This window comes from Pseudomonas sp. IT-93MI4, from assembly GCF_949767635.1.
GTDB classification, from domain to species: domain Bacteria; phylum Pseudomonadota; class Gammaproteobacteria; order Pseudomonadales; family Pseudomonadaceae; genus Aquipseudomonas; species Aquipseudomonas putida_A.
Genome location: NZ_CATKPP010000044.1, coordinates 331,815 through 355,668, shown reverse-complemented (window position 1 = coordinate 355,668; position 23,854 = coordinate 331,815). Strand labels below are relative to the sequence as shown.

At 61.5% G+C, this 23,854-nt stretch carries 16 protein-coding genes; 14 read left to right on the top strand and 2 right to left on the bottom strand.

Annotated elements, in window-relative coordinates; all coding sequences use genetic code 11:
• Window positions 1–17: 17 nt before the first annotated feature.
• Window positions 18–2,237 (bottom strand): primosomal protein N', encoded by a 2,220-nt coding sequence (locus ACM6I7_RS18400; protein WP_414889000.1) that lies wholly within the window; start codon window positions 2,235–2,237, stop codon window positions 18–20.
• 288 nt (window positions 2,238–2,525) lie between these two features.
• Between ACM6I7_RS18400 and rpmE the strand changes: the two genes are divergently transcribed.
• The 3 genes from rpmE to ACM6I7_RS18385 all read left to right on the top strand — a co-directional run bounded on the left by rpmE (window position 2,526) and on the right by ACM6I7_RS18385 (window position 5,017).
• Complete coding sequence (gene rpmE, locus ACM6I7_RS18395; protein ID WP_007968345.1) at window positions 2,526–2,741, top strand: 50S ribosomal protein L31; 216 nt, start codon at window positions 2,526–2,528, stop codon at window positions 2,739–2,741.
• A gap of 41 nt (window positions 2,742–2,782) precedes the next feature.
• On the top strand, window positions 2,783–3,565 hold the full coding sequence (locus ACM6I7_RS18390) for a thermonuclease family protein (RefSeq protein WP_414889041.1): 783 nt from the start codon (window positions 2,783–2,785) through the stop codon (window positions 3,563–3,565).
• Window positions 3,566–3,748: 183 nt separating this feature from the next.
• Window positions 3,749–5,017 carry a malic enzyme-like NAD(P)-binding protein gene (locus ACM6I7_RS18385; protein ID WP_414888999.1) on the top strand — a complete coding sequence of 423 codons (1,269 nt, stop codon included), beginning with the start codon at window positions 3,749–3,751 and terminating at the stop codon, window positions 5,015–5,017.
• 246 nt (window positions 5,018–5,263) lie between these two features.
• Here ACM6I7_RS18385 and ACM6I7_RS18380 read toward each other — a convergent pair whose 3' ends face one another.
• A complete protein-coding gene (locus tag ACM6I7_RS18380) occupies window positions 5,264–7,708 on the bottom strand; it encodes a penicillin-binding protein 1A (RefSeq protein ID WP_414889040.1) in 2,445 nt (814 codons plus the stop codon).
• Window positions 7,709–7,927: 219 nt separating this feature from the next.
• Here ACM6I7_RS18380 and ACM6I7_RS18375 point away from each other — a divergent pair, with 219 nt between their 5' ends.
• The 11 genes from ACM6I7_RS18375 (at window position 7,928) to hemE (ending at window position 23,721) form a co-directional block, all read left to right on the top strand.
• Window positions 7,928–8,992, top strand: a complete 1,065-nt coding sequence (locus tag ACM6I7_RS18375) for a type IV pilus assembly protein PilM (RefSeq protein ID WP_247840908.1) — start codon at window positions 7,928–7,930, stop codon at window positions 8,990–8,992.
• On the top strand, window positions 8,992–9,558 hold the full coding sequence (locus tag ACM6I7_RS18370; RefSeq protein ID WP_414888998.1) for a PilN domain-containing protein: 567 nt from the start codon (window positions 8,992–8,994) through the stop codon (window positions 9,556–9,558). Before ACM6I7_RS18375 ends, ACM6I7_RS18370 begins: the two co-directional genes overlap by 1 nt.
• Window positions 9,555–10,178, top strand: coding sequence for a type 4a pilus biogenesis protein PilO (gene pilO, locus ACM6I7_RS18365; RefSeq protein WP_414888997.1), 624 nt, complete (start codon window positions 9,555–9,557; stop codon window positions 10,176–10,178). The genes ACM6I7_RS18370 and pilO overlap by 4 nt, the downstream gene beginning before the upstream one ends.
• On the top strand, window positions 10,175–10,702 hold the full coding sequence (locus ACM6I7_RS18360; RefSeq protein WP_414888996.1) for a pilus assembly protein PilP: 528 nt from the start codon (window positions 10,175–10,177) through the stop codon (window positions 10,700–10,702). Before pilO ends, ACM6I7_RS18360 begins: the two co-directional genes overlap by 4 nt.
• A gap of 13 nt (window positions 10,703–10,715) precedes the next feature.
• Window positions 10,716–12,788, top strand: coding sequence for a type IV pilus secretin PilQ (gene pilQ / locus ACM6I7_RS18355; RefSeq protein WP_414888995.1), 2,073 nt, complete (start codon window positions 10,716–10,718; stop codon window positions 12,786–12,788).
• Between the two features lie 4 nt (window positions 12,789–12,792).
• Window positions 12,793–13,311, top strand: coding sequence for a shikimate kinase AroK (gene aroK, locus ACM6I7_RS18350; protein ID WP_027611316.1), 519 nt, complete (start codon window positions 12,793–12,795; stop codon window positions 13,309–13,311).
• Window positions 13,312–13,462: 151 nt separating this feature from the next.
• Window positions 13,463–14,563 (top strand): 3-dehydroquinate synthase, encoded by a 1,101-nt coding sequence (gene aroB / locus ACM6I7_RS18345; RefSeq protein ID WP_027611317.1) that lies wholly within the window; start codon window positions 13,463–13,465, stop codon window positions 14,561–14,563.
• 10 nt (window positions 14,564–14,573) lie between these two features.
• Window positions 14,574–16,163 (top strand): AAA family ATPase, encoded by a 1,590-nt coding sequence (locus ACM6I7_RS18340; protein WP_414888994.1) that lies wholly within the window; start codon window positions 14,574–14,576, stop codon window positions 16,161–16,163.
• 350 nt (window positions 16,164–16,513) lie between these two features.
• Window positions 16,514–20,959 (top strand): glutamate synthase large subunit, encoded by a 4,446-nt coding sequence (gene gltB / locus ACM6I7_RS18335; RefSeq protein WP_139053555.1) that lies wholly within the window; start codon window positions 16,514–16,516, stop codon window positions 20,957–20,959.
• A gap of 33 nt (window positions 20,960–20,992) precedes the next feature.
• Entirely contained in the window at window positions 20,993–22,411 is a 1,419-nt protein-coding gene (locus ACM6I7_RS18330; RefSeq protein ID WP_007909438.1) for an FAD-dependent oxidoreductase, read from the top strand.
• Between the two features lie 242 nt (window positions 22,412–22,653).
• Window positions 22,654–23,721 carry a uroporphyrinogen decarboxylase gene (hemE, locus tag ACM6I7_RS18325; RefSeq protein ID WP_007952372.1) on the top strand — a complete coding sequence of 356 codons (1,068 nt, stop codon included), beginning with the start codon at window positions 22,654–22,656 and terminating at the stop codon, window positions 23,719–23,721.
• Window positions 23,722–23,854 lie beyond the last annotated feature (133 nt).

Sequence of the window (23,854 nt, the reverse complement as noted above, 5' to 3'; positions counted from 1 at the left end):
CGAAGGCGATTTTCAGATCAATACAGATCCACGGGATCGACATCCAGCGACCAGCGCACCGCCCGCCCGCTCGGCATCTGCTCCAGTTCCAGCAACCAGTTGGCGAGCAACCGATGCAGCGGGGCCCGGGCTGCCGCCTGCACCAACAACTGTGCACGATAGCGACCGGCTCGGCGCTCCATCGGCGCCGGCACCGGCCCGAGCAATTCGATGCCGCTCAGATTCTGCTCGACCAGCAAGCGTTCGGCCGCGTTGCATGCCTCATCGAGAAAACCTTCGGCCTGCCCCGGTTTGTGCGCTTCGGCACGCAACAGCGCCAAGTGTGAAAACGGCGGCAGTCCGGCGGCGCGGCGCTCGCTCAAGGCCTGTTCGGCAAAGGCGAAGTAACCCTGCTCGGTCAGTTGCACCAATAAAGGATGGTCGGCCAGGTGGGTCTGGATGATCACCTTGCCCGGCTCCTCCGCCCGCCCGGCGCGCCCGGCCACCTGCACGATCAATTGCGCCATGCGCTCGCTGGCGCGGAAGTCGCCGGAGAACAGCCCGCCGTCGGCATCCAGAATCGACACCAGCGTGACCCGGGGGAAGTGATGCCCCTTGGCCAACATCTGCGTGCCGACCAGAATGCATGGCTGGCCCTTCTGAATCGTCGCGAACAGTTGATTCATCGCGTCCTTGCGCGAAGTGCTGTCGCGGTCGACGCGCAGCACCGGGTAGTCCGGGAACAGAATCGCCAGGCGCTCTTCGGCGCGTTCGGTGCCGGCGCCCACCGGCCGCAGATCGACTTTGTTGCACTTGGGGCATTGGCGCGGCGTGCGCTCGACGTTGCCACAGTGGTGGCAGCGCAGTTCGCCGTAGCGCTGGTGCACGGTCATTCGCGCATCGCAGCGTGAGCACTCGGACATCCAGCCGCAATCGTGGCACAGCAACGTCGGCGCAAAGCCGCGCCGGTTGAGAAACACCAGCACCTGCTGGCCCGCCGCGAGGGTCTGGCCGATGGCTTGCTGCATCGGCCCGGAAATGCCGCTGTCCAGCGGGCGGCTTTTCACGTCCAGGCGCAGGAAACGTGGTTGCTTGGCGCCGCCGGCCCGCTCGTTGAGGCGCAGCAGGCCATAACGACCGGTGTAGGCGTTGTGCAGGCTTTCCAGCGAAGGCGTGGCAGAGCCGAGGACGATCGGGATGTTTTCCTGTCGCGCGCGCACCAGTGCCAGATCCCGGGCGTGGTAGCGCAGGCCTTCCTGCTGTTTATAGGAGCCGTCGTGTTCTTCGTCGATGATGATCAGACCCGGGTTCTTCATCGGGGTGAACAGCGCCGAGCGAGTGCCGATAATAATGTCGGCCTCGCCGTCACGGGCGGCGAGCCACGCATCGAGACGCTCACGGTCGTTGACCGCCGAATGCAGCAGGGCGATGCGCGCATTGAAGCGCTGCTCGAAACGCGCCAGGGTCTGCGGGCCGAGGTTGATCTCCGGGATCAGCACCAGCACCTGCTTGCCGGCTTCGAGGGTTTCGCGGATCAGTTGCAAATAGACTTCGGTCTTGCCGCTGCCGGTGACGCCCGCCAGCAGATACGCGTGATAACTGTCGAACCCGGCGCGGATCGCTTCGTAAGCGGCGCGTTGTTCGGTATTGAGCGGCAGTTCCGGTTGCGCCAGCCAGTGTTCATGGCGCACGCCGGGGGCGTGCCGGCGGATCTCCACCTGCACCAGGCCCTTGGCCAGCAGCAGGTCGAGGCTGTCCTTGCTCAACATCAGTTTGCTCAACAACTGATGGGCGACGCCGTGCGGGTGCTGCGCCAGCGTCGCCAGCGCTTCCCGTTGCCGTGGCGCGCGGGCGATGCGCGGATCATCAAGGCTGGCGCCCGGCGCGACCGACCAGAAACGCTCCTGACGGGCTTCGGCCGGTTCGCCCTGACGCAGCAATACCGGCAGTGCCCAGCTCAAGGTGTCGCCGAGGCTGTGCTGGTAATACTGCGATGTCCACAGGCACAGCTTGAACAGCGCGGGCGGCAGCGGCGGCTCGGTATCGAGCAGGGCCAACGCCGGCTTGAGTTTCTCCAGCGGCACGTCGCTGGTATCGGCGATCTCGACCAGAATCCCGATCATCTCCCGCCGCCCGAACGGCACCCGCAGGCGCATGCCCGGCTGCAACTGGGCGCGCAGCACCCCGGCCGGCGCCCGATAATCGAACAGGCGGCGCAGGGGCGAAGGCAGGGCGAGGCGCAGAATGGCGTCGGGCACGCGGGGGGATCTCGATCAGCAGGCGATTAAAAGGACTGCGTATATAACCTGTGGGAGCGAGCCTGCTCGCGAAAGCGGTGTATCAGGCGGCTGATATGCTGGCTGATAGATCGTCTTCGCGAGCAGGCTCGCTCCCACAGGGACAGCGCAATGGGCCGGGAGCCTAGCAGACGGTCGGTCTCAGGGACAGCTTGCGCGATTGACATTGTCTGGTAGAATCCGCGGCCTAATTACGTGCGGTATTCAACAATAGTGTTGGGTGGCGGCACGCTAGCTGAGGAAGACATCATGAAAGCTGATATCCACCCGAATTACCCAGAAGTTGCAGTAACCTGCAGCTGCGGCAACAAGTTCGAAACCCGTTCGACCTTCGGCAAAGCCCTGGCGATCGACGTTTGCAACGAGTGCCACCCGTTCTACACCGGTAAGCAGAAGACTCTGGACACCGGTGGCCGCGTTCAGAAGTTCGCCGACCGTTTCGGTGCCTTCGGCGCCAAGAAGTAAGATTGGTCATTCTGGAAAACTTCGACGGTTTCTCCAGGCTGATGAAAAAGGCGTCCCTTGTGGGCGCCTTTTTTGTGTCCGCGATTTGGCTGTCCGCTGCCCAGGCATTTTGCCCCACGCCTGCCGGCCTGAGCAGCGTCAGCGTCCAGCGCGTGGTCGATGGCGACACGCTACGCCTGAGCGATGGGCGCAGTGTGCGGATGATCGGTCTCAACACGCCGGAGCTGGGCAAGCAGGGCCGCAGTGACGAACCCTTCGCCGTGGCGGCGCGCAAACGTCTTGAAGCACTGGTGGCGGACAGCCACGGTCGGGTCGGTCTGCTCCCCGGCAAGCAGGCCAAAGACCATTTCGGTCGCACCCTCGCGCATGTCTACAGCACCAACGGCACCAATCTTGAAGCGCAAATGCTCGCCGACGGCCTTGGGTTTCAGGTGGCGGTGGCGCCGAATGTCGATCTTGTTGCCTGTCAGCAGGCGGCCGAACGCAGCGCCCGTCAGGCCGGTCGAGGCCTCTGGCGCCAGTCGCCTGTACTGAAAGCGGAGCAGATCCGCACTTCGGGTTTCGCCGTGGTCAGTGGGCGTGTGAGCAAGGTTCAGCGCAATCGCGGCGGAATCTGGATCGAGTTACAGGACTCGGTTGTACTGCGCGTTGCACCCAATCTGGTCGGACAATTCGACAGCGCTCGGTTGCAAACGCTGAAGGGCAGACAGATCGAGGCTCGCGGGTGGGTTGTCGATCGTTCGCGGCGTGGCGGGTTGAAACCGGGTCAGCCGCGTTGGCTGCTGCCGTTGACCGATCCGTCGATGCTGCTAAGCGCGCGCTGAAGAAAAATTGTAGACATTTTTTCTACCGATTGTGAACAGTCAAGCCCTTGTGCGCCGTGGCTCTTGGCCCAAAGTCGTAGGACAGGGCGCTTGACAGGGGTGACCGCTCAGTCTTGTGGGGACTTTGCGAGGCGCGTATCCTCGCTGACCAGTCTGTCCAACAGTAAAAAGCGGAATGCCAAAATGTCTGATCTGAAAACTGCCGCTCTCGAATATCATGCCAATCCTCGTCCAGGGAAGCTGAGTGTCGAGCTCACCAAGGCCACTGCTACCGCCCGCGACCTGTCGCTGGCCTACAGCCCCGGCGTAGCTGAACCAGTGCGTGAGATCGCCCGCGATCCTGAACTGGCCTACAAATACACCGGCAAGGGCAACCTGGTTGCAGTCATTTCCGATGGCACCGCGATTCTGGGCCTGGGTAACCTCGGCCCACTGGCCTCCAAGCCAGTGATGGAAGGTAAAGGTGTACTGTTCAAGCGCTTCGCCGGTATCGACGTATTCGACATCGAAGTCGACTCCGAAAGCCCGCAAGCCTTCATCGACACCGTAAAACGCATCTCCATCACCTTCGGTGGCATCAACCTGGAAGACATCAAGGCGCCTGAGTGCTTTGAGATCGAACGTGCTCTGATCGAGCAGTGCGACATTCCGGTATTCCACGATGACCAGCACGGCACCGCGATCGTGACCGCTGCGGGCATGATCAACGCCCTGGAAATCGCCGGCAAAACCCTGCCGGAAGCCAAAATCGTCTGCCTCGGCGCCGGCGCTGCGGCCATCTCCTGCATGAAGTTGCTGGTGAGCATGGGCGCAAAAATCGAAAACATCTCCATGGTTGACCGTACCGGCGTGATCCACTCCGGCCGTGATGACCTGAACCAGTACAAAGCCGTGTTCGCTCACGCCACCGACAAGCGCAGCCTGGCTGATGCTCTGAAAGGCGCTGACGTGTTCGTCGGCCTGTCCGGTCCGAACCTGCTGAGCGCTGAAGGTCTGCTGTCGATGGCGGCCAACCCGATCGTCTTCGCCTGCTCGAACCCGGATCCGGAAATCTCCCCGGAGCTGGCGCACGCCACCCGCAGCGACGTGATCATGGCCACCGGTCGTTCCGACTACCCGAACCAGGTGAACAACGTTCTGGGCTTCCCGTTCATCTTCCGTGGTGCCCTGGACGTTCGCGCCAAGCGCATCAACGAAGAAATGAAAGTGGCTGCGGCCAACGCCCTGCGTGAGCTGGCCAAACTGCCAGTGCCACAGGACGTGTGTGACGCCTACGGTGGTGCGCCGCTGGAATTCGGTCGTGAGTACATCATTCCGAAGCCAATGGACAAGCGCCTGATCACCCTGATCTCCGACGCTGTGGCCAAGGCTGCGATCGAGACCGGTGTGGCGACCCTGCCGTATCCGAAGAACTACCCGCTGAAAAGCGTGGATGACGTGTTCAACGGCTAAGCCGTTGTAGCGCTTCAACGAAAGCCTCGGCTTGTGAGAGTCGGGGCTTTTTTGTGCCTGTGTGATTTGTGGTGTTCTTCAGTGCCTCTTCGCGAGCAAGCCCGCTCCCACAGGTTTTGTGGCTACAACTCGCTCACTGTGGGAGCGGGCTTGCTCGCGAAGAGGCCGGCCCAGACAACATAAAATCACAGCCATAAAAAAAGCCCCGCACTTCAATCGAAGGCGGGGCTTTTTGGGGCGCATTGATCAGAACAGATCGATCGGCGCCTGCTCATCCGCCGGCAGCGGGCTGCCCGGTACGGCGCCGTTGCCCAGCTCATTCACCGAGGGCGGCGTGTCTTCGGACTTGAACAGCTCGAAGTAGGCGCCCGGCGTGCTCGGCGTTGCCGCACGACCGCTGACCGGATCCACCCGCAGGCTGAGGATGCCTTCCGGCTCAGGCTGCACGTGCGGCGGCTTGTCCTTGAGCGCGGCAGACATGTAGTTCATCCAGATCGGCAACGCCACGGTGCCGCCGAACTCGCGGCGACCGAGACTTTCCGGCTGGTCGAAACCGGTCCACACGGTGGTCACGTAATCGGCGTTGTAACCGGAGAACCACGCATCCTTCGATTCGTTGGTGGTACCGGTCTTGCCGGCGATGTCGCTGCGGCCCATGGCCAGTGCGCGGCGTCCGGTGCCGAGCTTGATCACGTCCTGCAGCATGCTGTTGAGGATGTACGTGGTACGTCCATCGACGATCCGCTCGGCCACGGCCGGCGCTTGTGGCGCGGCGGCAGCGCCCGGTGCTTCACCCGTAACCGGTGCGGCGTTGACGGTGATCGACTGAGGTGTCGGCGCCGCGATGCCATCGGTCGCCGAGCCACCCTGTGGCACGGTCGGCGGGTTGGCGACGAACAGCGTGTCACCGTTGCGGCTTTCGATCTTGTCGATGATGTACGGGGTGATCTTGTAGCCGCCGTTGGCGAAGGTACTCCAGCCGGTAGCGATTTCCATCGGGGTCAGGGTCGCGGTGCCCAGCGCCAGCGACAGGTTCGGCGGCAGGTCCTGCTTGTTGAAGCCGAAACGGGTGATGTAGTCGATGGTCTTGCCCACACCCATCGCCTGCAACAGGCGGATCGACACCAGGTTACGCGACTTGTACAGCGCTTCGCGCAGACGGATCGGGCCGAGGAAGGTGTTGGTGTCGTTCTTCGGCCGCCAGACCTTGTCCAGGTACTCGTCGACGAACACGATCGGCGCATCGTTGACCAGCGTCGCGGCGGTATAACCGCTGTCCAGTGCAGCACTGTAGACGAACGGCTTGAAGCTCGAACCCGGCTGACGCTTGGCCTGCAGGGCGCGGTTGTAGTTGCTCTGCTCGAACGCAAAGCCGCCGACCAGCGAGCGAATCGCGCCGTTCTGCGGATCCAGCGACACCAGCGCGCCTTGCGCCTGCGGGATCTGGCTGAACTTCAGCGAATTGTTCGGCTGACGCTGCACGCGAATCAGGTCGCCGACCTGCGCCACATCCGACGGCTGACGCGGTGCGGCGCCCATGCTGTTGGTGTTGAGGAACGGCCGCGCCCATTTCATGGTGTCCCAGGCGACGTGTTCTTCGCCGGTACGGGTCAGCACCTGCAAGCCATTCTTGTCGACCTGGGTGACGATGGCCGGCTCCAGGCTGCTGATGGTGCGCTGCTTGGTCAGCTCGGTCGCCCAGGCTTCGTGGGTCTTGCCCGGCAGACGCGATTCAGGGCCACGGTAGCCATGGCGCTGGTCGTAGGTCATCAGGCCTTCGTGCAGCGCGGTGTTGGCCATTTCCTGCAGGTTGCTCGGCACCGTGGTGGTGACGCGGAAACCTTCGGTGTAAGCGTCGCTGCCATAGCGACCGACCATTTCGGCACGGGCCATTTCGGCGATGTACGGTGCGTTCACTTCCGGGGTCGGCACGTGATAGCTGGCGTTCAGCGGCTCGTTGATCGCGGCGGTGTAGTCAGCCTCGGAAATCTTCCCGAGCTTGTACATGCGTCCGAGAATCCAGTCGCGGCGCTCCTTGCTGCGCGCCGGGTTGGCCAGCGGGTTGAAGCGCGACGGGGCTTTCGGCAGGCCGGCGATCATTGCCATCTGCGCCAGGCTGACATCACGGATCGACTTGCCGTAATACACCTGCGCCGCCGCCTCGATGCCATAGGCGCGGTTACCCAGGTAGATCTTGTTCACGTACAGCTCGAGGATCTCGTCCTTGGTCAGCTGCCGCTCGATCTGCAGGGCCAGAAGAATCTCGGTGGTTTTGCGCGAGAAGCTGCGTTCGCTGGTCAGGAAGAAGTTCTTCGCCACTTGCATGGTGATGGTGCTGCCGCCGGACTGAATGTGCCCGCTTTTGACCAGTTGGGTCGCGGCGCGCATCAGGCTGCTCGGATCGACGCCATAGTGGTTGGCGAAATTGTCGTCTTCAGCACTTAGTAACGCATTAATGAAATTGGGTGGAATGTCGGCGAAACGGATCGGAGTACGGCGCATTTCGCCAAATTCTGCGATCAACTTGTTGTCGCTGCTGTAGACCCGGAGCGGAATCTGCAACTGAATGCTTCTCAGCGCCTCCACAGACGGCAAACCCGGACTAAGGTAAAGAAACGCGCCGCTGAGACCTAAAAGCAGTCCGCAGAAAACGGCGACGATGGACCAACCGAAAAATTTCAGCAGACGAATCAAGGCTTTTGAACATCCAGGGCAAAGAATGAATTGGGCGACAGGGTTCCGGTAACACACAGAACAACCTGGGCCGGCAGTAAAAAGCGGAAAAAAACGCTGGGCATTATAAGCACTTTTCTGCTGGGGGCGTCATTTGCGCTTCTGTCAAGACGGGGTGAAGGAACGCAATGCGTATTACAGAGTCCGTAACTCACGGAAAGTCATAGGGAATTGGTAGTGCTGGGACTCTTCAAGAAAAAGACCAATACGTTACTGGGGATCGACATCAGCTCCACTTCGGTGAAGCTGCTGGAGTTGAGCCGTCAGGGCGACCGCTACCGGGTCGAGGCCTACGCGGTAGAGCCGCTGCCGCCCAACGCCGTGGTCGAAAAGAACATCGCCGAGCTCGAAGGCGTGGGCCATGCCTTGGCCCGGGTACTGGTCAAGGCGCGCACCGGGCTCAAGAGCGTGGCGGTGGCGGTGGCCGGTTCTGCGGTGATCACCAAGATCATCGAGATGGACGCCGGGCTGACCGATGACGAGCTGGAAAACCAGCTGAAGATCGAAGCCGACCAATACATTCCCTATCCACTGGACGAAGTCGCCATCGATTTCGAAGTCCAGGGCGTGTCGCCGCGCAACCCGGAGCGGGTCAGCGTGCTGCTGGCCGCCTGTCGCAAGGAAAACGTCGAAGTCCGCGAAGCGGCGCTGGCGCTGGCCGGGCTGACCGCGCGCGTGGTCGATGTCGAGGCCTATGCGCTAGAGCGCTCGTTCGGTCTGCTCGCCACTCAACTGGCAGCCTCGCAGGAACGCCTGACCGTGGCGGTGGTGGACATCGGCGCGACCATGACTACCCTCAGCGTCCTGCATAACGGCCGCATCATCTATACCCGCGAGCAACTGTTCGGTGGCCGGCAACTGACCGAGGAAATCCAGCGCCGCTACGGCCTGACTGTCGAGCAGGCCGGGCTGGCGAAAAAGCAGGGCGGTCTGCCGGACGACTATGTCAGCGAGGTATTGCAACCGTTCCGTGATGCTCTGGTGCAGCAGGTCTCGCGCTCGTTGCAGTTCTTCTTTGCCTCCGGGCAGTACAACGCCGTCGATCACATCCTGTTGGCCGGCGGCACCGCCTCGGTGCCGGGGCTGGATCGGCTGATCGAACAGCGTCTGGGCACCCCGACCCAGGTCGCCAACCCGTTTTCCGACATGGCCTTGAGCAGCAAGGTCAACGCCGGGGCCCTGGCCAGTGACGCGCCGGCCCTGATGATTGCCTGCGGGCTCGCGCTCAGGAGTTTCGACTGATGGCGCGGATCAACCTTCTCCCCTGGCGTGAAGAGCGCCGCGAAGAGCGGCGCAAACGCTTTCTGCTGATTCTGATCGGGGTCTTCGTCGGCTCGGTGGGCGCGGTGTTCATCGCCGATCAGATCGTCGGCACCGCCATCGAGCGGCAGACAGCACGCAATGACTACATTGGCAAACAGATCGCCGTGGTCGACGAACGGATCAAGCAGATCAGCGAACTCAAGGCACGGCGCCAGCAACTGGTCGAGCGCATGCGCATCATCCAGGACTTGCAGGGCAACCGGCAGATCAGCGGGCGGATCTTCGACCAACTGGCGCGCACGCTGCCGGACGGGGTGTATTTCACCAGCGTGAAATTGCTCGGCAAGACGCTGTCGATCAGCGGCGCGGCGGAGTCGAACAACCGCGTTTCGGAGCTGATGCGCAATCTGGATGCTTCCGACTGGTTCGATGCGCCGAGTCTTAATGAAGTGAAAGCGACGACTGCCGGTCAGGTGGATCAGGCCAACGTCTTTCAGCTGACCGTGCGTCAGTCCCAGCCAGCCGCGACGGAGGGCGACAAATGAAGCCGTCCGAATGGCTGCAAAGTCTGCGCAACATCGACTTCAACGATCTGGATACCAGCAACATCGGCTCCTGGCCGGCCGCGGTGAAAACTATCGCGGGAGCATTGCTGGCGGTGCTGGTGTTGGCGCTTGGCTATAACTTTTTCATCAGCGACATGGAAAGCCAGCTGGAAGCCAAGCGTCAGGAAGAGGACACCTTGAAGGAGCAGTTCGCCAGCAAGGCGCACATGGCCGCCAACCTGGAGCTGTACACCCAGCAGATGAAGGAGATGGAGAACTCCTTCGGCGTACTCCTGCGGCAGTTGCCCAGCGACACCGAAGTCCCGGGATTGCTCGAAGACATCACCCGCACCGGTCTGGGCAGTGGTCTCGAATTCGAAGAAATCAAGCTGCTGCCGGAAGTGACCCAGCCGTTCTACATCGAGCTGCCGATCCAGATCACTGTCACCGGGGCTTACCACGACCTCGCGACCTTCGTCAGTGGCGTCGCCGGGTTGCCACGGATCGTCACCTTGCACGATTTCGAACTGGCACCGGCCAATCCCGACGGCGGGACGAAGCTGCGCATGAGCATCCTCGCCAAGACCTACCGCTATAACGACAAGGGGTTGGACAAATGACCCCGATCCGTTATTTCGCCCTGTCGGTGCTGTTGCTGGGTCTTGGCGGATGCTTTGGTGGAGATGACTTCAGCGATCTCGACGCCTACATGAACGAAGTGCGTCTGCGCCCGGCCGGCCGGATCGAGCCGACGCCGACCTTTCATTCCTATCCCACCTTTACCTACAGCGCGGCCAATCTGCGCAGCCCGTTCTCGCGCCAGGTGCGCGTCGATCTGGCCGGGCAGCAGCGTGGCTCGCGCAACGTCAAACCCGACCCCAACCGGGTCAAGCAATACCTCGAAGGTTTCAACATCGAGCAGTTTGAAATGGTCGGCACGATCTCCAATGCCACCGGCTCCTTTGCCTTGCTGCGCGGGGCGGGTGCAGTGCATCGGTTGAAAGTCGGCGACTACCTGGGGCGTAACGACGGGCGCATCGTCGCCATCAGCGCCACTCAGGTCGATGTGGTCGAGATCGTGCCCGACGGCGAAGGCGCCTGGCTGGAACGTCCGCGCACCATTCCTTTGAAAGAGCACTCATAGTGGAAGTCGAACAATGAACAGGATTTTCTCCACCCTCGGTTTTTCGCTATGGATAGCGCTGCTTTCACCGATGGTTCAGGCGGCCAGCCTCAAGACGCTGGATGTCGCGGCGTTGCCGGGTGACCGCATCGAGTTGAAGCTGTCGTTCGACAGCCCGCCACCGCAACCCAAGGGCTACACCACCGAATCGCCGGCGCGAATCGCCCTGGATCTGCCGGGTGTCGCCAGCCAACTGACGAACAAGACCCGCGATCTGGGCAGCGGCAATGCGCGAACCGCTACAGTGGTCGAAGCCAACGACCGTACGCGCCTGATCATCAACCTGACGCAACTGACGCCCTACACCTCACGGGTCGAGGGCAACAATCTGTTCGTGGTGGTCGGGCAGGGCGCCAAGCCGGCCGCACCACGTCCGGCCGCTGTCGCGCCAAGGCCAGCCGCTGCTGCGGCGAAGGTTTATGCGCCCGTCGCCAAAACCATTCGTGGCGTCGACTTCCAGCGCGGCACGGCGGGTGAGGGCAACGTGGTCATTGACCTTTCGGACCCGACCATCGCCCCAGACATCCAGGAGCATGACGGCAAGATCATCCTGAGCTTTGCTCGCACGCAGTTGCCCGACAGGCTGCGGGTGCGCCTCGACGTCAAGGACTTCGCCACGCCGGTGCAGTTCGTCAACGCTGCCGCCACCGGTGATCGTGCGGTCATCACCGTCGAACCCAGCGGTACGTTCGACTATTCCACCTACCAGACCGACAACAAACTGACCGTCAGTATTCGCCCGATGACGGTCGATGACCTGCAAAAGCGCAACGCTGACCGCAACAGCTACAGCGGCGAAAAGCTTTCGCTGAATTTCCAGGACATCGACGTGCGCTCGGTGCTGCAACTGATCGCCGACTTTACCAACCTCAATCTGGTGGCCAGCGATACCGTGCAGGGCGGGATCACCTTGCGTCTGCAAAACGTGCCGTGGGATCAGGCGCTGGACCTGGTGCTGAAAACCAAGGGGCTGGACAAGCGCAAGATCGGCAACGTGTTGCTGGTGGCGCCGGCCGACGAAATCGCCGCCCGCGAACGCCAGGAACTGGAGTCACAGAAACAGATCGCCGAACTGGCGCCGCTGCGCCGCGAGCTGCTGCAAGTGAATTACGCCAAGGCCGCGGACATCGCCAAGCTGTTCCAGTCGGTGACCAGCGCCGAGGCGAAAATCGACGAGCGTGGCTCGATCACTGTCGATGAGCGCACCAACAACATCATTGCCTACCAGACCCAGGATCGCCTCGACGAACTGCGGCGGATCGTGGCGCAACTGGATATTCCGGTGCGTCAGGTGATGATCGAGGCGCGGATCGTCGAGGCCAACGTCGATTACGACAAGAGTCTGGGCGTGCGCTGGGGCGGTTCGATCCAGAACAAGGGCAACTGGAACACCTCGGGGGTCAGTAACGGCACCTCGACCACCATTGGCACACCGGGCAGCACCAGTACCAACTCGCCGTTCGTCGACATGGGCACGGTCGGTAATACCTCGGGGATCGGCATCGCCTTCATTACCGACAATGTGCTGCTCGATCTTGAGCTGACCGCCATGGAGAAAACCGGCAACGGTGAGATCGTCTCGCAGCCCAAAGTGGTCACCTCCGACAAAGAGACGGCGAAGATCCTCAAGGGCACCGAGATTCCGTATCAGGAAGCCAGCTCCAGCGGTGCGACGTCGGTGTCGTTCAAGGAGGCTTCGCTGTCGCTGGAAGTGACGCCGCAGATCACCCCCGACAACCGCATCATCATGGAGGTCAAGGTCACCAAGGACGAACCGGACTACCTGAACAAAGTGCAGGATGTACCGCCGATCAAGAAGAACGAGGTCAACGCCAAGGTGCTGGTGAACGACGGCGAGACCATCGTGATTGGGGGCGTTTTCTCAAATACTCAAAGCAAGGTCGTAGATAAGGTGCCATTTCTTGGCGATGTGCCGTATCTTGGCCGCCTTTTCCGGCGTGATGTGGTTTCGGAGAAAAAATCCGAGCTGCTGGTATTTCTCACTCCGCGTATCATGAATAACCAGGCGATTGCTGTGAGTCGTTGATTCTGTGCGAAATTTGATTCTTGTAGGACCGATGGGCGCTGGAAAAAGCACCATCGGCCGGTTGCTGGCCAAAGAGCTGCGCCTGCCGTTCAAAGATTCCGACAAGGAAATTGAACTGCGCACGGGCGCCAATATCCCGTGGATCTTCGACAAGGAAGGCGAGCCCGGCTTTCGTGACCGTGAGCAGGCGATGATCGCCGAGCTGTGCGCGTTCGACGGCGTGGTGCTGGCGACCGGTGGCGGCGCGGTGATGCGTGATGCCAACCGCAAGGCCCTGCACGCGGGCGGACGGGTGGTGTATCTGCACGCCTCCGTCGAGCAGCAGGTCGGGCGTACGTCGCGCGATCGCAATCGTCCTTTGCTACGCACCGCCGATCCGGCGAAAACCCTGCGAGACCTGCTCGAGATCCGCGATCCGCTTTATCGGGAGATCGCCGATCTGGTGGTGGAAACCGACGAACGGCCACCGCGCATGGTGGTGCTCGACATTCTCGACCGTCTGGCACAGCTGCCACCCCGTTAAAGCGCCGCCGGAAATGCGCTATCCTCGGCGTCCTGTCACAGCCGCCGAGGTTGTGGCGGATGGCGTGCGAGCGGCGTCAGATTCGCTATAGGCCGCAGACAACCAATAATTCAGGGCAGGACGCCTGCTTCCATCTTCACTGTGGGGACACATGCAGACACTCAAGGTCGATCTAGGCGAGCGCAGCTACCCGATTCATATTGGCGAAGGTTTGTTGGATCAGCCCGAGTTGCTGGCGCCGCATATCCATGGGCGGCAAGTGGCGATCATCTCCAACGAGACCGTTGCGCCGCTCTATCTCGAACGTCTGACCCGCAGCCTTGCGCAGTTCTCGGTGATCTCGGTGGTGCTGCCGGACGGCGAAGCCTTCAAGAACTGGGAAACCCTGCAACTGATCTTCGACGGCCTGCTGACTGCCCGTCACGACCGCCGCACCACGATCATCGCCCTCGGCGGCGGTGTCATTGGTGACATGGCCGGTTTTGCCGCCGCCTGCTACCAGCGCGGTGTCGATTTCATCCAGATTCCTACCACGCTGCTGTCCCAGGTCGATTCGTCGGTGGGCGGCAAGACCGGTATCAACCATCCGCTGGGCAAGAACATGGTCGGCGCGTTCTATCAGCCGAACGTGGTGCTGATCGATACTGCATCGCTGAAAACCCTGCCGGAGCGTGAACTGTCCGCCGGTCTGGCCGAAGTCATCAAGTACGGTCTGATCTGCGACGAGCCGTTCCTGACCTGGCTCGAAGACAACGTCGACGCTCTGCGCGCGCTGGACCAGAAGGCCCTGACCTACGCCATCGAGCGTTCCTGCGCGGCCAAGGCGGCAGTGGTCGGTGCCGATGAGAAGGAAACCGGCGTGCGCGCCACGCTCAATCTCGGCCACACCTTCGGCCACGCCATCGAGACCCACATGGGCTATGGTGTCTGGTTGCATGGTGAGGCGGTGGCCGCTGGCACCGTGATGGCGCTGGAAATGTCCGCGCGTCTGGGCTGGATCAGCGAGCAGGAACGTGATCGCGGCATCCGTCTGTTCCAGCGTGCCGGTCTGCCGGTGATTCCGCCGGAAGAAATGACCGAAGCCGATTTTCTCGAACATATGGCAATTGATAAAAAAGTGATCGACGGTCGTCTGCGCCTGGTGCTGCTGCGCCGGATGGGCGAAGCGGTGGTGACCGCCGATTATCCGAAAGAGGTTCTACAGGCCACGCTGGGAGCGGATTACCGCGCTCTGGCTCAGCTTAAAGGTTAATAAGATTCCGATGACTAGTTTGCATGCCGACGAGGCGTTCCTCGGCCATTTCCAGTTAAGTCACGACCCTTTCGCGCCGCGGGTGCCGGGCTTCAAATTCTTCCCGGCCCAGCGCAAACCGGTGCTGGGGCAATTGCACCACCTGGCGCGTTACAGCCAGTTGCTGCTGGTGGTCACCGGCCCGCAGGGCAGCGGCAAGACCTTGCTGCGTCAGGCGCTGGTGGCCAGCACCAACAAGCAATCGGTACAAAGCGTTGTCGTGTCGGCCCGTGGAGCTGGCGATGCCGCCGGCGTGCTGCGTCAGGTGGCTCAGGCACTGAACGTGGCTCAGGCCGAAGTTGGCGCGATTCTGGATCAGGTGGTGCAGCTCGCGCTTACCGGCCAGGAGGTCTATCTGCTGGTGGATGACGCCGAGCAGCTCGACGAATCCGCCCTCGAAGCGCTGATGGCGCTAGGGGCCGGTGCACCGGAAGGTCGCCCGCATGTGTTCCTGTTCGGTGAGTCGTCGCTGATCGCGCAACTGGAGGCCTTGCACCTCGAGGAAGAGCGCTTCCACGTCATCGAACTGCAGCCGTATACCGAAGAAGAGACCCGCGAATATCTCGACCAACGGCTCGAAGGTGCGGGCCGGGGTGTCGAACTTTTCACCGCGGATCAGATCTCTGAGATTCACGAAAGCGCCGAGGGTTGGCCTGGCAACATCAACCAGGTCGCTCGCGATGCACTGATCGAAGTCATGATTGCCAGCCGCTCTGCGGTCAAGCGTCCAAGTATGGGGTTCAACATGCCGAAGAAACACGTATTGGCGATTTCCGCCGTCGTTGTGGTCGCGGTCGCCGCCGCCTGGCTGATGCCGGGTCGCAACAAGGCGCCAACCACCGGCGCACCTGCCAACGAACAGGCACAACTGCCATTGGGCCAAGGCGCCAATGGCGGCGCACCGAACGTCGAGTTCGCCGGCAATACCCAGCCGATGCCGCTGCCGCTGGTCGGCAACTCGCAACCGGTGATGCGCGGCCCGTTGGCTGAAGCCGCAGGCGGCATCACTGAAGGTGACGACGGCGTGCCGGTCGAAGGCTCCAGCGCAACGCCGCCGACCGTCACGACTTCCGCACCACCGGCAGGTGTTCCGGCCGGCCCGGCTCCGACGCCAGTACCTGTTCCGGCGGCCAAGCCGACCCCGGCACCGACTCAGGTCGCCACCGCCAAGCCTGCTCCGGCAGCGCCAGCGGCCAAACCGGCTCCGGCTCCGGCCAAGCCTGTTGCGGCTGCCAAACCGGCCGAGAAGCCGGTTACCGTGGCCAAGGCTGCCGGTGGCAGCTGGTACGCCGGTCAGCCGACCAGCAATTACGTGTTGCAGATCCTCGGCACCAGCTCCGAAGCGACCGCGCAGAACTTCGTCAAGGAGCAGGGCGGCGAGTACCGTTATTTCAAGAAAGTCCTCAACGGCAAGCCTCTCTACGTGATCACCTACGGCAACTTCGCCAATCGTGATGCAGCCGTTTCTGCCATCAAGGCCTTGCCAGCGAAGGTTCAGGCTGGTAAACCTTGGCCTCGCACTGTCGCCAGCGTCCAACAGGAACTGGCAACAACTCGCTGAAGATTCGGCGGCCTTACCCAGGCCGCCTCTCCAAGCACCTCAAAATTTCTACGAGTGCGCGCCGTCTCTACAGACCGCGTGCCTTGTGGTGTCTGCGTCACAGTAGTCTTTGAGTCGTTGCAGTCAAAATTAAAAAAGTTTTGACTAGCACAGCAGATCGCTTTAAACCTTTCACAAATGCGACATGAATTTGCGACATTTCGTCGTCAAATTTGTGAGCCTCTGTGTCGCTGTGTACAATGACCACCCTTTTGCCCCCGCAAAGCCGGCGTACGTTCGGCGCGGCAAGCAAGTGGTTGAATTGAAAAGAAATTTGCCTCGTAAAGAGGCAGCCTGGTGAGAAAGTGTCTATGAAAGCAGGTCTGTACCAACCAGATGAATTCAAGGATAACTGCGGTTTCGGCCTGATAGCTCATATGCAGGGCGAGCCCAGTCATACCCTTTTGCAAACGGCCATCGAGGCCCTGACCTGCATGACCCACCGCGGTGGGATTAATGCCGACGGCAAGACCGGTGACGGTTGCGGTCTGCTGATTCAAAAGCCTGACGCGTTCCTGCGGGCGATGGCCCAGGAAAACTTCAGCGTCGAGCTGCCCAAGCAATATGCCGTGGGCATGGTCTTCTTCAACCAGGATCCGGCCAAGGCCGAAGCCGCTCGCGAGAACATGAACCGCGAGATCCTCGCTGAAGGCCTGCAACTGATCGGCTGGCGCAAAGTGCCGATCGACACCAGCGTCCTCGGCCGACTGGCCCTCGAGCGCCTGCCGCAGATCGAGCAGGTGTACATCGGCGGTGAAGGCCTGAGCGATCAGGACATGGCGGTCAAGCTGTTCAGCGCCCGTCGTCGCTCGTCGGTGGCCAACGCCGCCGACACCGACCACTACATCTGCAGCTTTTCGCACAAGACCATCATCTATAAAGGCCTGATGATGCCGGCCGACCTGGCTGCGTTCTATCCGGACCTGGGTGACCAGCGCCTGCAAACCGCGATCTGCGTGTTCCACCAGCGCTTCTCCACCAACACCTTGCCGAAATGGCCGCTGGCCCAGCCATTCCGCTTCCTCGCCCACAACGGTGAGATCAACACCATCACTGGTAACCGTAACTGGGCACAGGCCCGTCGGACCAAGTTCACCAACGATCTGATGGATCTGGAAGAGCTCGGCCCGCTGGTCAACCGTGTCGGTTCCGACTCCTCGAGCATGGACAACATGCTCGAACTGATGGTCACCGGTGGCATCGACCTGTTCCGTGGCGTGCGGATGATCATTCCGCCAGCGTGGCAGAACGTTGAAACCATGGACCCGGATCTGCGTGCGTTCTACGAGTACAACTCGATGCACATGGAACCGTGGGACGGCCCGGCCGGCGTGGTGATGACCGATGGTCGTTACGCGGTGTGCCTGCTCGATCGTAACGGTCTGCGCCCGGCGCGCTGGGTTACCACCACCAACGGTTTCATCACCGTTGCGTCGGAAATCGGCGTCTGGAACTACCAGCCGCAAGACGTGATCGCCAAGGGCCGTGTCGGTCCGGGCCAGATCCTCGCCGTGGACACCGAGACCGGGCAGATCCTCGACACCGACGCGATCGACAACCGTCTGAAATCCCGTCATCCGTACAAGCAATGGTTGCGCAAGAATGCCCTGCGCATCCAGGCGACCATGGAAGACAACGACCACGGTTCGGCGTTCTACGATGTCGATCAGCTCAAGCAATACATGAAGATGTATCAGGTCACGTTTGAAGAGCGCGATCAGGTACTGCGTCCGCTTGGCGAACAAGGCTACGAAGCCGTCGGCTCGATGGGCGACGACACGCCGATGGCCGTGCTGTCGCAGCGCGTGCGCACGCCGTACGACTATTTCCGCCAGCAGTTCGCGCAGGTCACCAACCCGCCGATCGACCCGCTGCGTGAAGCGATCGTGATGTCGCTGGAGATCTGCCTCGGGGCCGAGCGCAACATCTTCCAGGAATCGCCGGAGCACGCCTCGCGCGTGATCCTCAGCTCGCCAGTGATCTCGCCGGCCAAGTGGCGCTCGCTGATGAACCTCGACCGCCCGGGTTTCGAGCGGCAGATCATCGACCTCAACTACGACGAAAGCGTCGGCCTCGAAGCGGCGATCCGCAATGTTGCCGATCAGGCTGAAGAAGCCGTGCGTGCCGGGCGTACCCAGATCGTTCTGAGCGACCGTCATATCGCGCCGGGCAAACTGCCGATCCACGCTTCGCTGGCGACCGGCGCGGTGCACCACCGCCTGACCGAAAAAGGCCTGCGCTGCGATTCCAACATCCTCGTTGAAACCGCCACCGCGCGCGATCCACATCACTTTGCGGTGCTGATCGGTTTCGGCGCCTCGGCGGTCTATCCGTTCCTGGCCTACGAAGTGCTGGGCGACCTGATCCGTACCGGTGAAGTGCTGGGCGACCTCTACGAGGTGTTCAAGAACTACCGCAAGGGCATCACCAAAGGTCTGCTGAAGATCCTGTCGAAGATGGGCATCTCGACCATCGCCTCGTACCGTGGTGCGCAACTGTTCGAAGCCATCGGCCTGTCCGAAGAAGTTTGCGAACTGAGCTTCCGTGGCGTGCCGAGCCGCATCAAGGGTGCGCGTTTCGTCGACATCGAAGCCGAGCAGAAAGCCCTCGCTACCGAAGCCTGGAGTCCGCGCAAGCCGATCCAGCAGGGCGGTCTGCTGAAGTTCGTCCACGGCGGCGAATATCACGCTTACAACCCGGACGTGGTCAACACCCTGCAAGCCGCCGTGCAGCAGGGCGACTATGCCAAGTTCAAGGAATACACCTCGCTGGTGGATAACCGCCCGGTGTCGATGATTCGCGACCTGTTCAAGGTCAAGACCCTCGACAAGCCGCTGGACATCAGCGAAGTCGAACCGCTGGAATCGGTGCTCAAGCGCTTCGACTCCGCCGGTATCTCGCTGGGCGCACTGTCGCCGGAAGCGCACGAAGCCCTGGCCGAAGCCATGAACCGCCTCGGTGCGCGTTCCAACTCCGGCGAAGGCGGCGAAGACCCGGCGCGCTACGGCACCATCAAGAGCTCGAAAATCAAGCAGGTCGCGACCGGCCGTTTCGGTGTCACCCCGGAATACCTGGTCAACGCCGAAGTGCTGCAGATCAAGGTTGCGCAGGGCGCCAAACCGGGCGAGGGCGGGCAACTGCCGGGCGGCAAGGTCAACGGTCTGATCGCCAAGCTGCGTTACGCAGTGCCGGGCGTGACCCTGATTTCGCCACCGCCGCACCACGACATCTACTCGATCGAAGACTTGTCGCAATTGATCTTTGACCTGAAACAGGTCAACCCGAAGGCACTGGTTTCGGTGAAACTGGTGGCGGAAGCGGGCGTCGGCACCATCGCCGCCGGTGTGGCCAAGGCCTATGCGGACTTGATCACCATCTCCGGTTACGACGGTGGCACCGGTGCTTCGCCGCTGACCTCGATCAAATACGCGGGCGCTCCGTGGGAACTCGGCCTCGCTGAAACCCACCAGACCCTGCGCGGCAACGACCTGCGCGGCAAAGTCCGGGTGCAGACCGACGGCGGCCTGAAAACCGGCCTCGACGTGATCAAGGCTGCGATCCTCGGCGCTGAAAGTTTCGGCTTCGGTACTGCGCCGATGATCGCCTTGGGCTGCAAATACCTGCGCATCTGCCACCTGAACAACTGCGCCACCGGCGTTGCGACGCAGAACGAGAAGCTGCGCAAGGATCACTACATCGGTACCGTCGACATGGTGGTGAACTTCTTCACCTACGTCGCCGAAGAAACCCGTGAGTGGCTGGCCAAGCTCGGCGTGCGCTCCCTCGAAGAGCTGATCGGCCGCACCGATCTGCTGGAAATCCTCGAAGGCCAGACCGCCAAGCAACACCATCTGGATCTGACCCCGCTGCTGGGCAGCGATCACATCCCGGCGGACAAACCGCAATTCTGCGGCGTTGAGCGCAACCCGCCGTTTGACCAGGGCCTGCTGGCCGAGAAAATGGTCGACATGGCGACGTCGGCGATCAACGACCTCAGCGGCGCCGAGTTCGAACTGGACATCTGCAACTGCGACCGTTCGATCGGTGCGCGGATCTCCGGCGAAATCGCACGCAAGCACGGCAATCAGGGCATGGCCAACGCGCCGATCACCTTCCGCTTCAAAGGCACGGCCGGTCAGAGCTTCGGCGTGTGGAACGCCGGCGGTCTGCACATGTACCTGGAAGGCGACGCCAACGACTACGTCGGCAAAGGCATGACCGGCGGCAAACTGGTCATCGTGCCGCCGAAGGGCAGCGTCTATCAGACTCAGAACAGCGCCATCATCGGCAACACCTGCCTGTACGGCGCCACCGGCGGCAAGTTGTTCGCCGCCGGCACCGCGGGCGAGCGTTTTGCCGTGCGTAACTCCGGTGCCCACACGGTTGTGGAAGGCACTGGCGATCACTGCTGCGAGTACATGACCGGTGGTTTCGTCTGCGTCTTGGGCAAGACCGGTTACAACTTCGGCTCTGGCATGACCGGTGGTTTCGCCTACGTGCTCGATCAGGACAACACCTTCGTTGACCGGGTCAACCACGAACTGGTGGAAATCCAGCGGATCAGCGGCGAGGCGATGGAAGCCTACCGCAGCCACCTGCAGAACGTGCTGAACGAGTACGTCAAGGAAACCGAGAGCGAGTGGGGTCGTGAACTCGCCGAGAACCTTGATGACTACCTGCGTCGTTTCTGGCTGGTCAAGCCTAAGGCTGCCAACCTGAAATCGTTGCTTTCCAGCACTCGTGCCAACCCGCAGTGATATGCGCCTGAAGAGTTTGATGAGGTTTTAACAATGGCTGAACGTCTGAATAACGACTTCCAGTTCATCGATGTCGGGCGCAAGGATCCGAAGAAGAAACTGTTGCGTCAACGCAAGAAAGAGTTCGTCGAGATCTACGAACCGTTCAAACCCCAGCAGTCGGCCGACCAGGCCCACCGCTGCCTGGGTTGCGGCAACCCGTATTGCGAGTGGAAGTGCCCGGTGCACAACTTCATTCCCAACTGGCTGAAGCTGGTGGCCGAGGGCAACATCCTCCAGGCCGCCGAGCTGTCGCACCAGACCAACACCCTGCCGGAAGTCTGTGGCCGGGTGTGCCCGCAGGATCGTCTGTGCGAGGGTGCCTGCACCCTCAACGACGGTTTCGGTGCGGTGACCATCGGTTCGGTCGAGAAGTACATCACCGACACCGCATTCGCCATGGGCTGGCGCCCGGACATGTCCAAGGTCAAACCGACCGGCAAACGTGTCGCGATCATCGGTGCGGGCCCGGCGGGTCTGGGCTGTGCCGACGTGCTGGTGCGTGGCGGTGTGACCCCGGTGGTGTTCGACAAGAACCCGGAAATCGGCGGTCTGCTGACCTTCGGCATTCCCGAGTTCAAGCTTGAGAAGACCGTGCTGAGCAATCGTCGCGAAGTCTTCACCGGCATGGGCATTGAGTTCCGCCTCAACACCGAGGTCGGCAAGGACGTGACCATGGAGCAACTGCTCGCCGAATACGATGCGGTATTCATGGGCATGGGCACCTACACCTACATGAAGGGTGGTTTTGCCGGTGAGGATCTGCCGGGCGTCTACGACGCGCTGGATTTCCTGATTGCCAACGTCAACCGCAACCTGGGCTTTGAAAAGTCGCCGGAAGATTTCGTCGACATGAAAGGCAAGAAGGTCGTGGTACTCGGCGGTGGCGACACGGCGATGGACTGCAACCGCACCTCGATTCGTCAGGGCGCCAAGTCGGTGACCTGCGCCTATCGTCGTGACGAAGCGAACATGCCCGGCTCGCGCAAAGAGGTGAAGAACGCCAAGGAAGAAGGCGTGAAATTCCTCTACAACCGCCAGCCGATCGCGATCGTCGGTGAAGACAAGGTCGAAGGCGTGAAGGTGGTCGAGACCCGTCTCGGCGAACCGGATGCCCGTGGCCGTCGCAGCCCCGAGCCGATCCCGGGCTCCGAAGAGATCATCCCGGCCGACGCCGTGGTCATTGCGTTCGGTTTCCGTCCAAGCCCGGCACCGTGGTTCGAACAGTTCGAAATCCAGACCGACAGCCAGGGCCGCGTCGTCGCGCCTGAGCAGGGTCAGTACAAGCACCAGACCAGCAACCCGAAAATCTTCGCCGGTGGCGACATGGTGCGCGGTTCCGACCTGGTGGTAACGGCAATCTTCGAAGGCCGCAATGCGGCTGAAGGGATCCTCGATTACCTGGGTGTCTGATTACATTTCAGCCTGAAATGCGATCAAAAATGTGGGAGCGGGCTTGCTCGCGAAGGCTTTGTATCAGTCACCCGATGTATTGACTGACGCACCGCTTTCGCGAGCAAGCCCGCTCCCACACTGGTTTCTGTGCGCTCAATACAGCGCAATAAATTGACCCGATAGACAAAAGGCTGACCTGCATCCGTGCCTTTTGCGTCGCGCTCTGAGAAAATGCCCGCACTTTTTTTCCGGATGCCGACATGACTGCCCTGAAGAACGACCGTTTCCTCCGCGCCCTGCTCAAGCAACCTGTAGACGTCACCCCGGTGTGGATGATGCGCCAGGCCGGCCGCTACCTGCCGGAATACCGCGCCAGCCGTGCCCAGGCCGGTGATTTCATGAGCCTGTGCATGAATCCGGAATTCGCTTGCGAAGTTACGTTGCAACCGCTCGACCGCTACCCGCAACTGGACGCGGCGATCCTGTTCTCCGACATCCTCACCATCCCCGATGCCATGGGCCAGGGTCTGTACTTCGAGACCGGTGAAGGCCCGCGCTTCAAGAAAGTCGTCAGCACCCTGGCCGACATCGAAGCGTTGCCGATCCCTGATCCACACAAAGACCTCGGCTACGTGATGGACGCGGTCAGCACCATCCGCCGCGAGCTGAACGGCCGTGTGCCGCTGATCGGCTTCTCCGGCAGCCCGTGGACCCTCGCCACTTACATGGTTGAAGGCGGCTCGTCGAAAGACTTCCGCAAGACCAAGGCGATGCTCTACGACAACCCGCAAGCCATGCACCTGCTGCTGGACAAGCTGGCGCAGTCGGTGACCTCGTACCTCAACGGCCAGATCCAGGCCGGCGCGCAAGCGGTGCAGATCTTCGATACCTGGGGCGGCAACCTGTCGGCGGCGGCGTACCAGGAGTTCTCCCTGGCGTACATGAAGAAAATCGTCAGCGGCCTGATCCGCGAGCACGACGGTCGCAAAGTGCCGGTGATCCTCTTCACCAAGAACGGCGGCCTGTGGCTGGAAAGTATCGCCGACGCTGGCGCCGACGCACTGGGCCTGGACTGGACCTGCGACATCGGCAACGCTCGCGCCCGCGTCGGCGACAAGGTCGCGCTGCAAGGCAACATGGACCCGACCGTGCTCTACGCCAAACCTGAAGCGATCCGCACTGAAGTCGGACGCATTCTGGCCAGCTACGGCAAGGGCAGCGGCCACGTGTTCAACCTCGGCCACGGCATCACCCCTGAGGTCGATCCGGAGCACGCCGGTGCGTTCCTGCGTGCGGTGCACGAGTTGTCGGCGCAGTATCACGAGTAAGATTTTGACACGACCGCCCGAATGCAATGTTCGGGCGGTAATTGATTTTTGTATGTTTAAGTTGAACGTGCAATAAACCTTGTTCGTAAAGATTGTTTACTTTGTGCAGTTTCTGTTAATGGTTTTCTCGTTG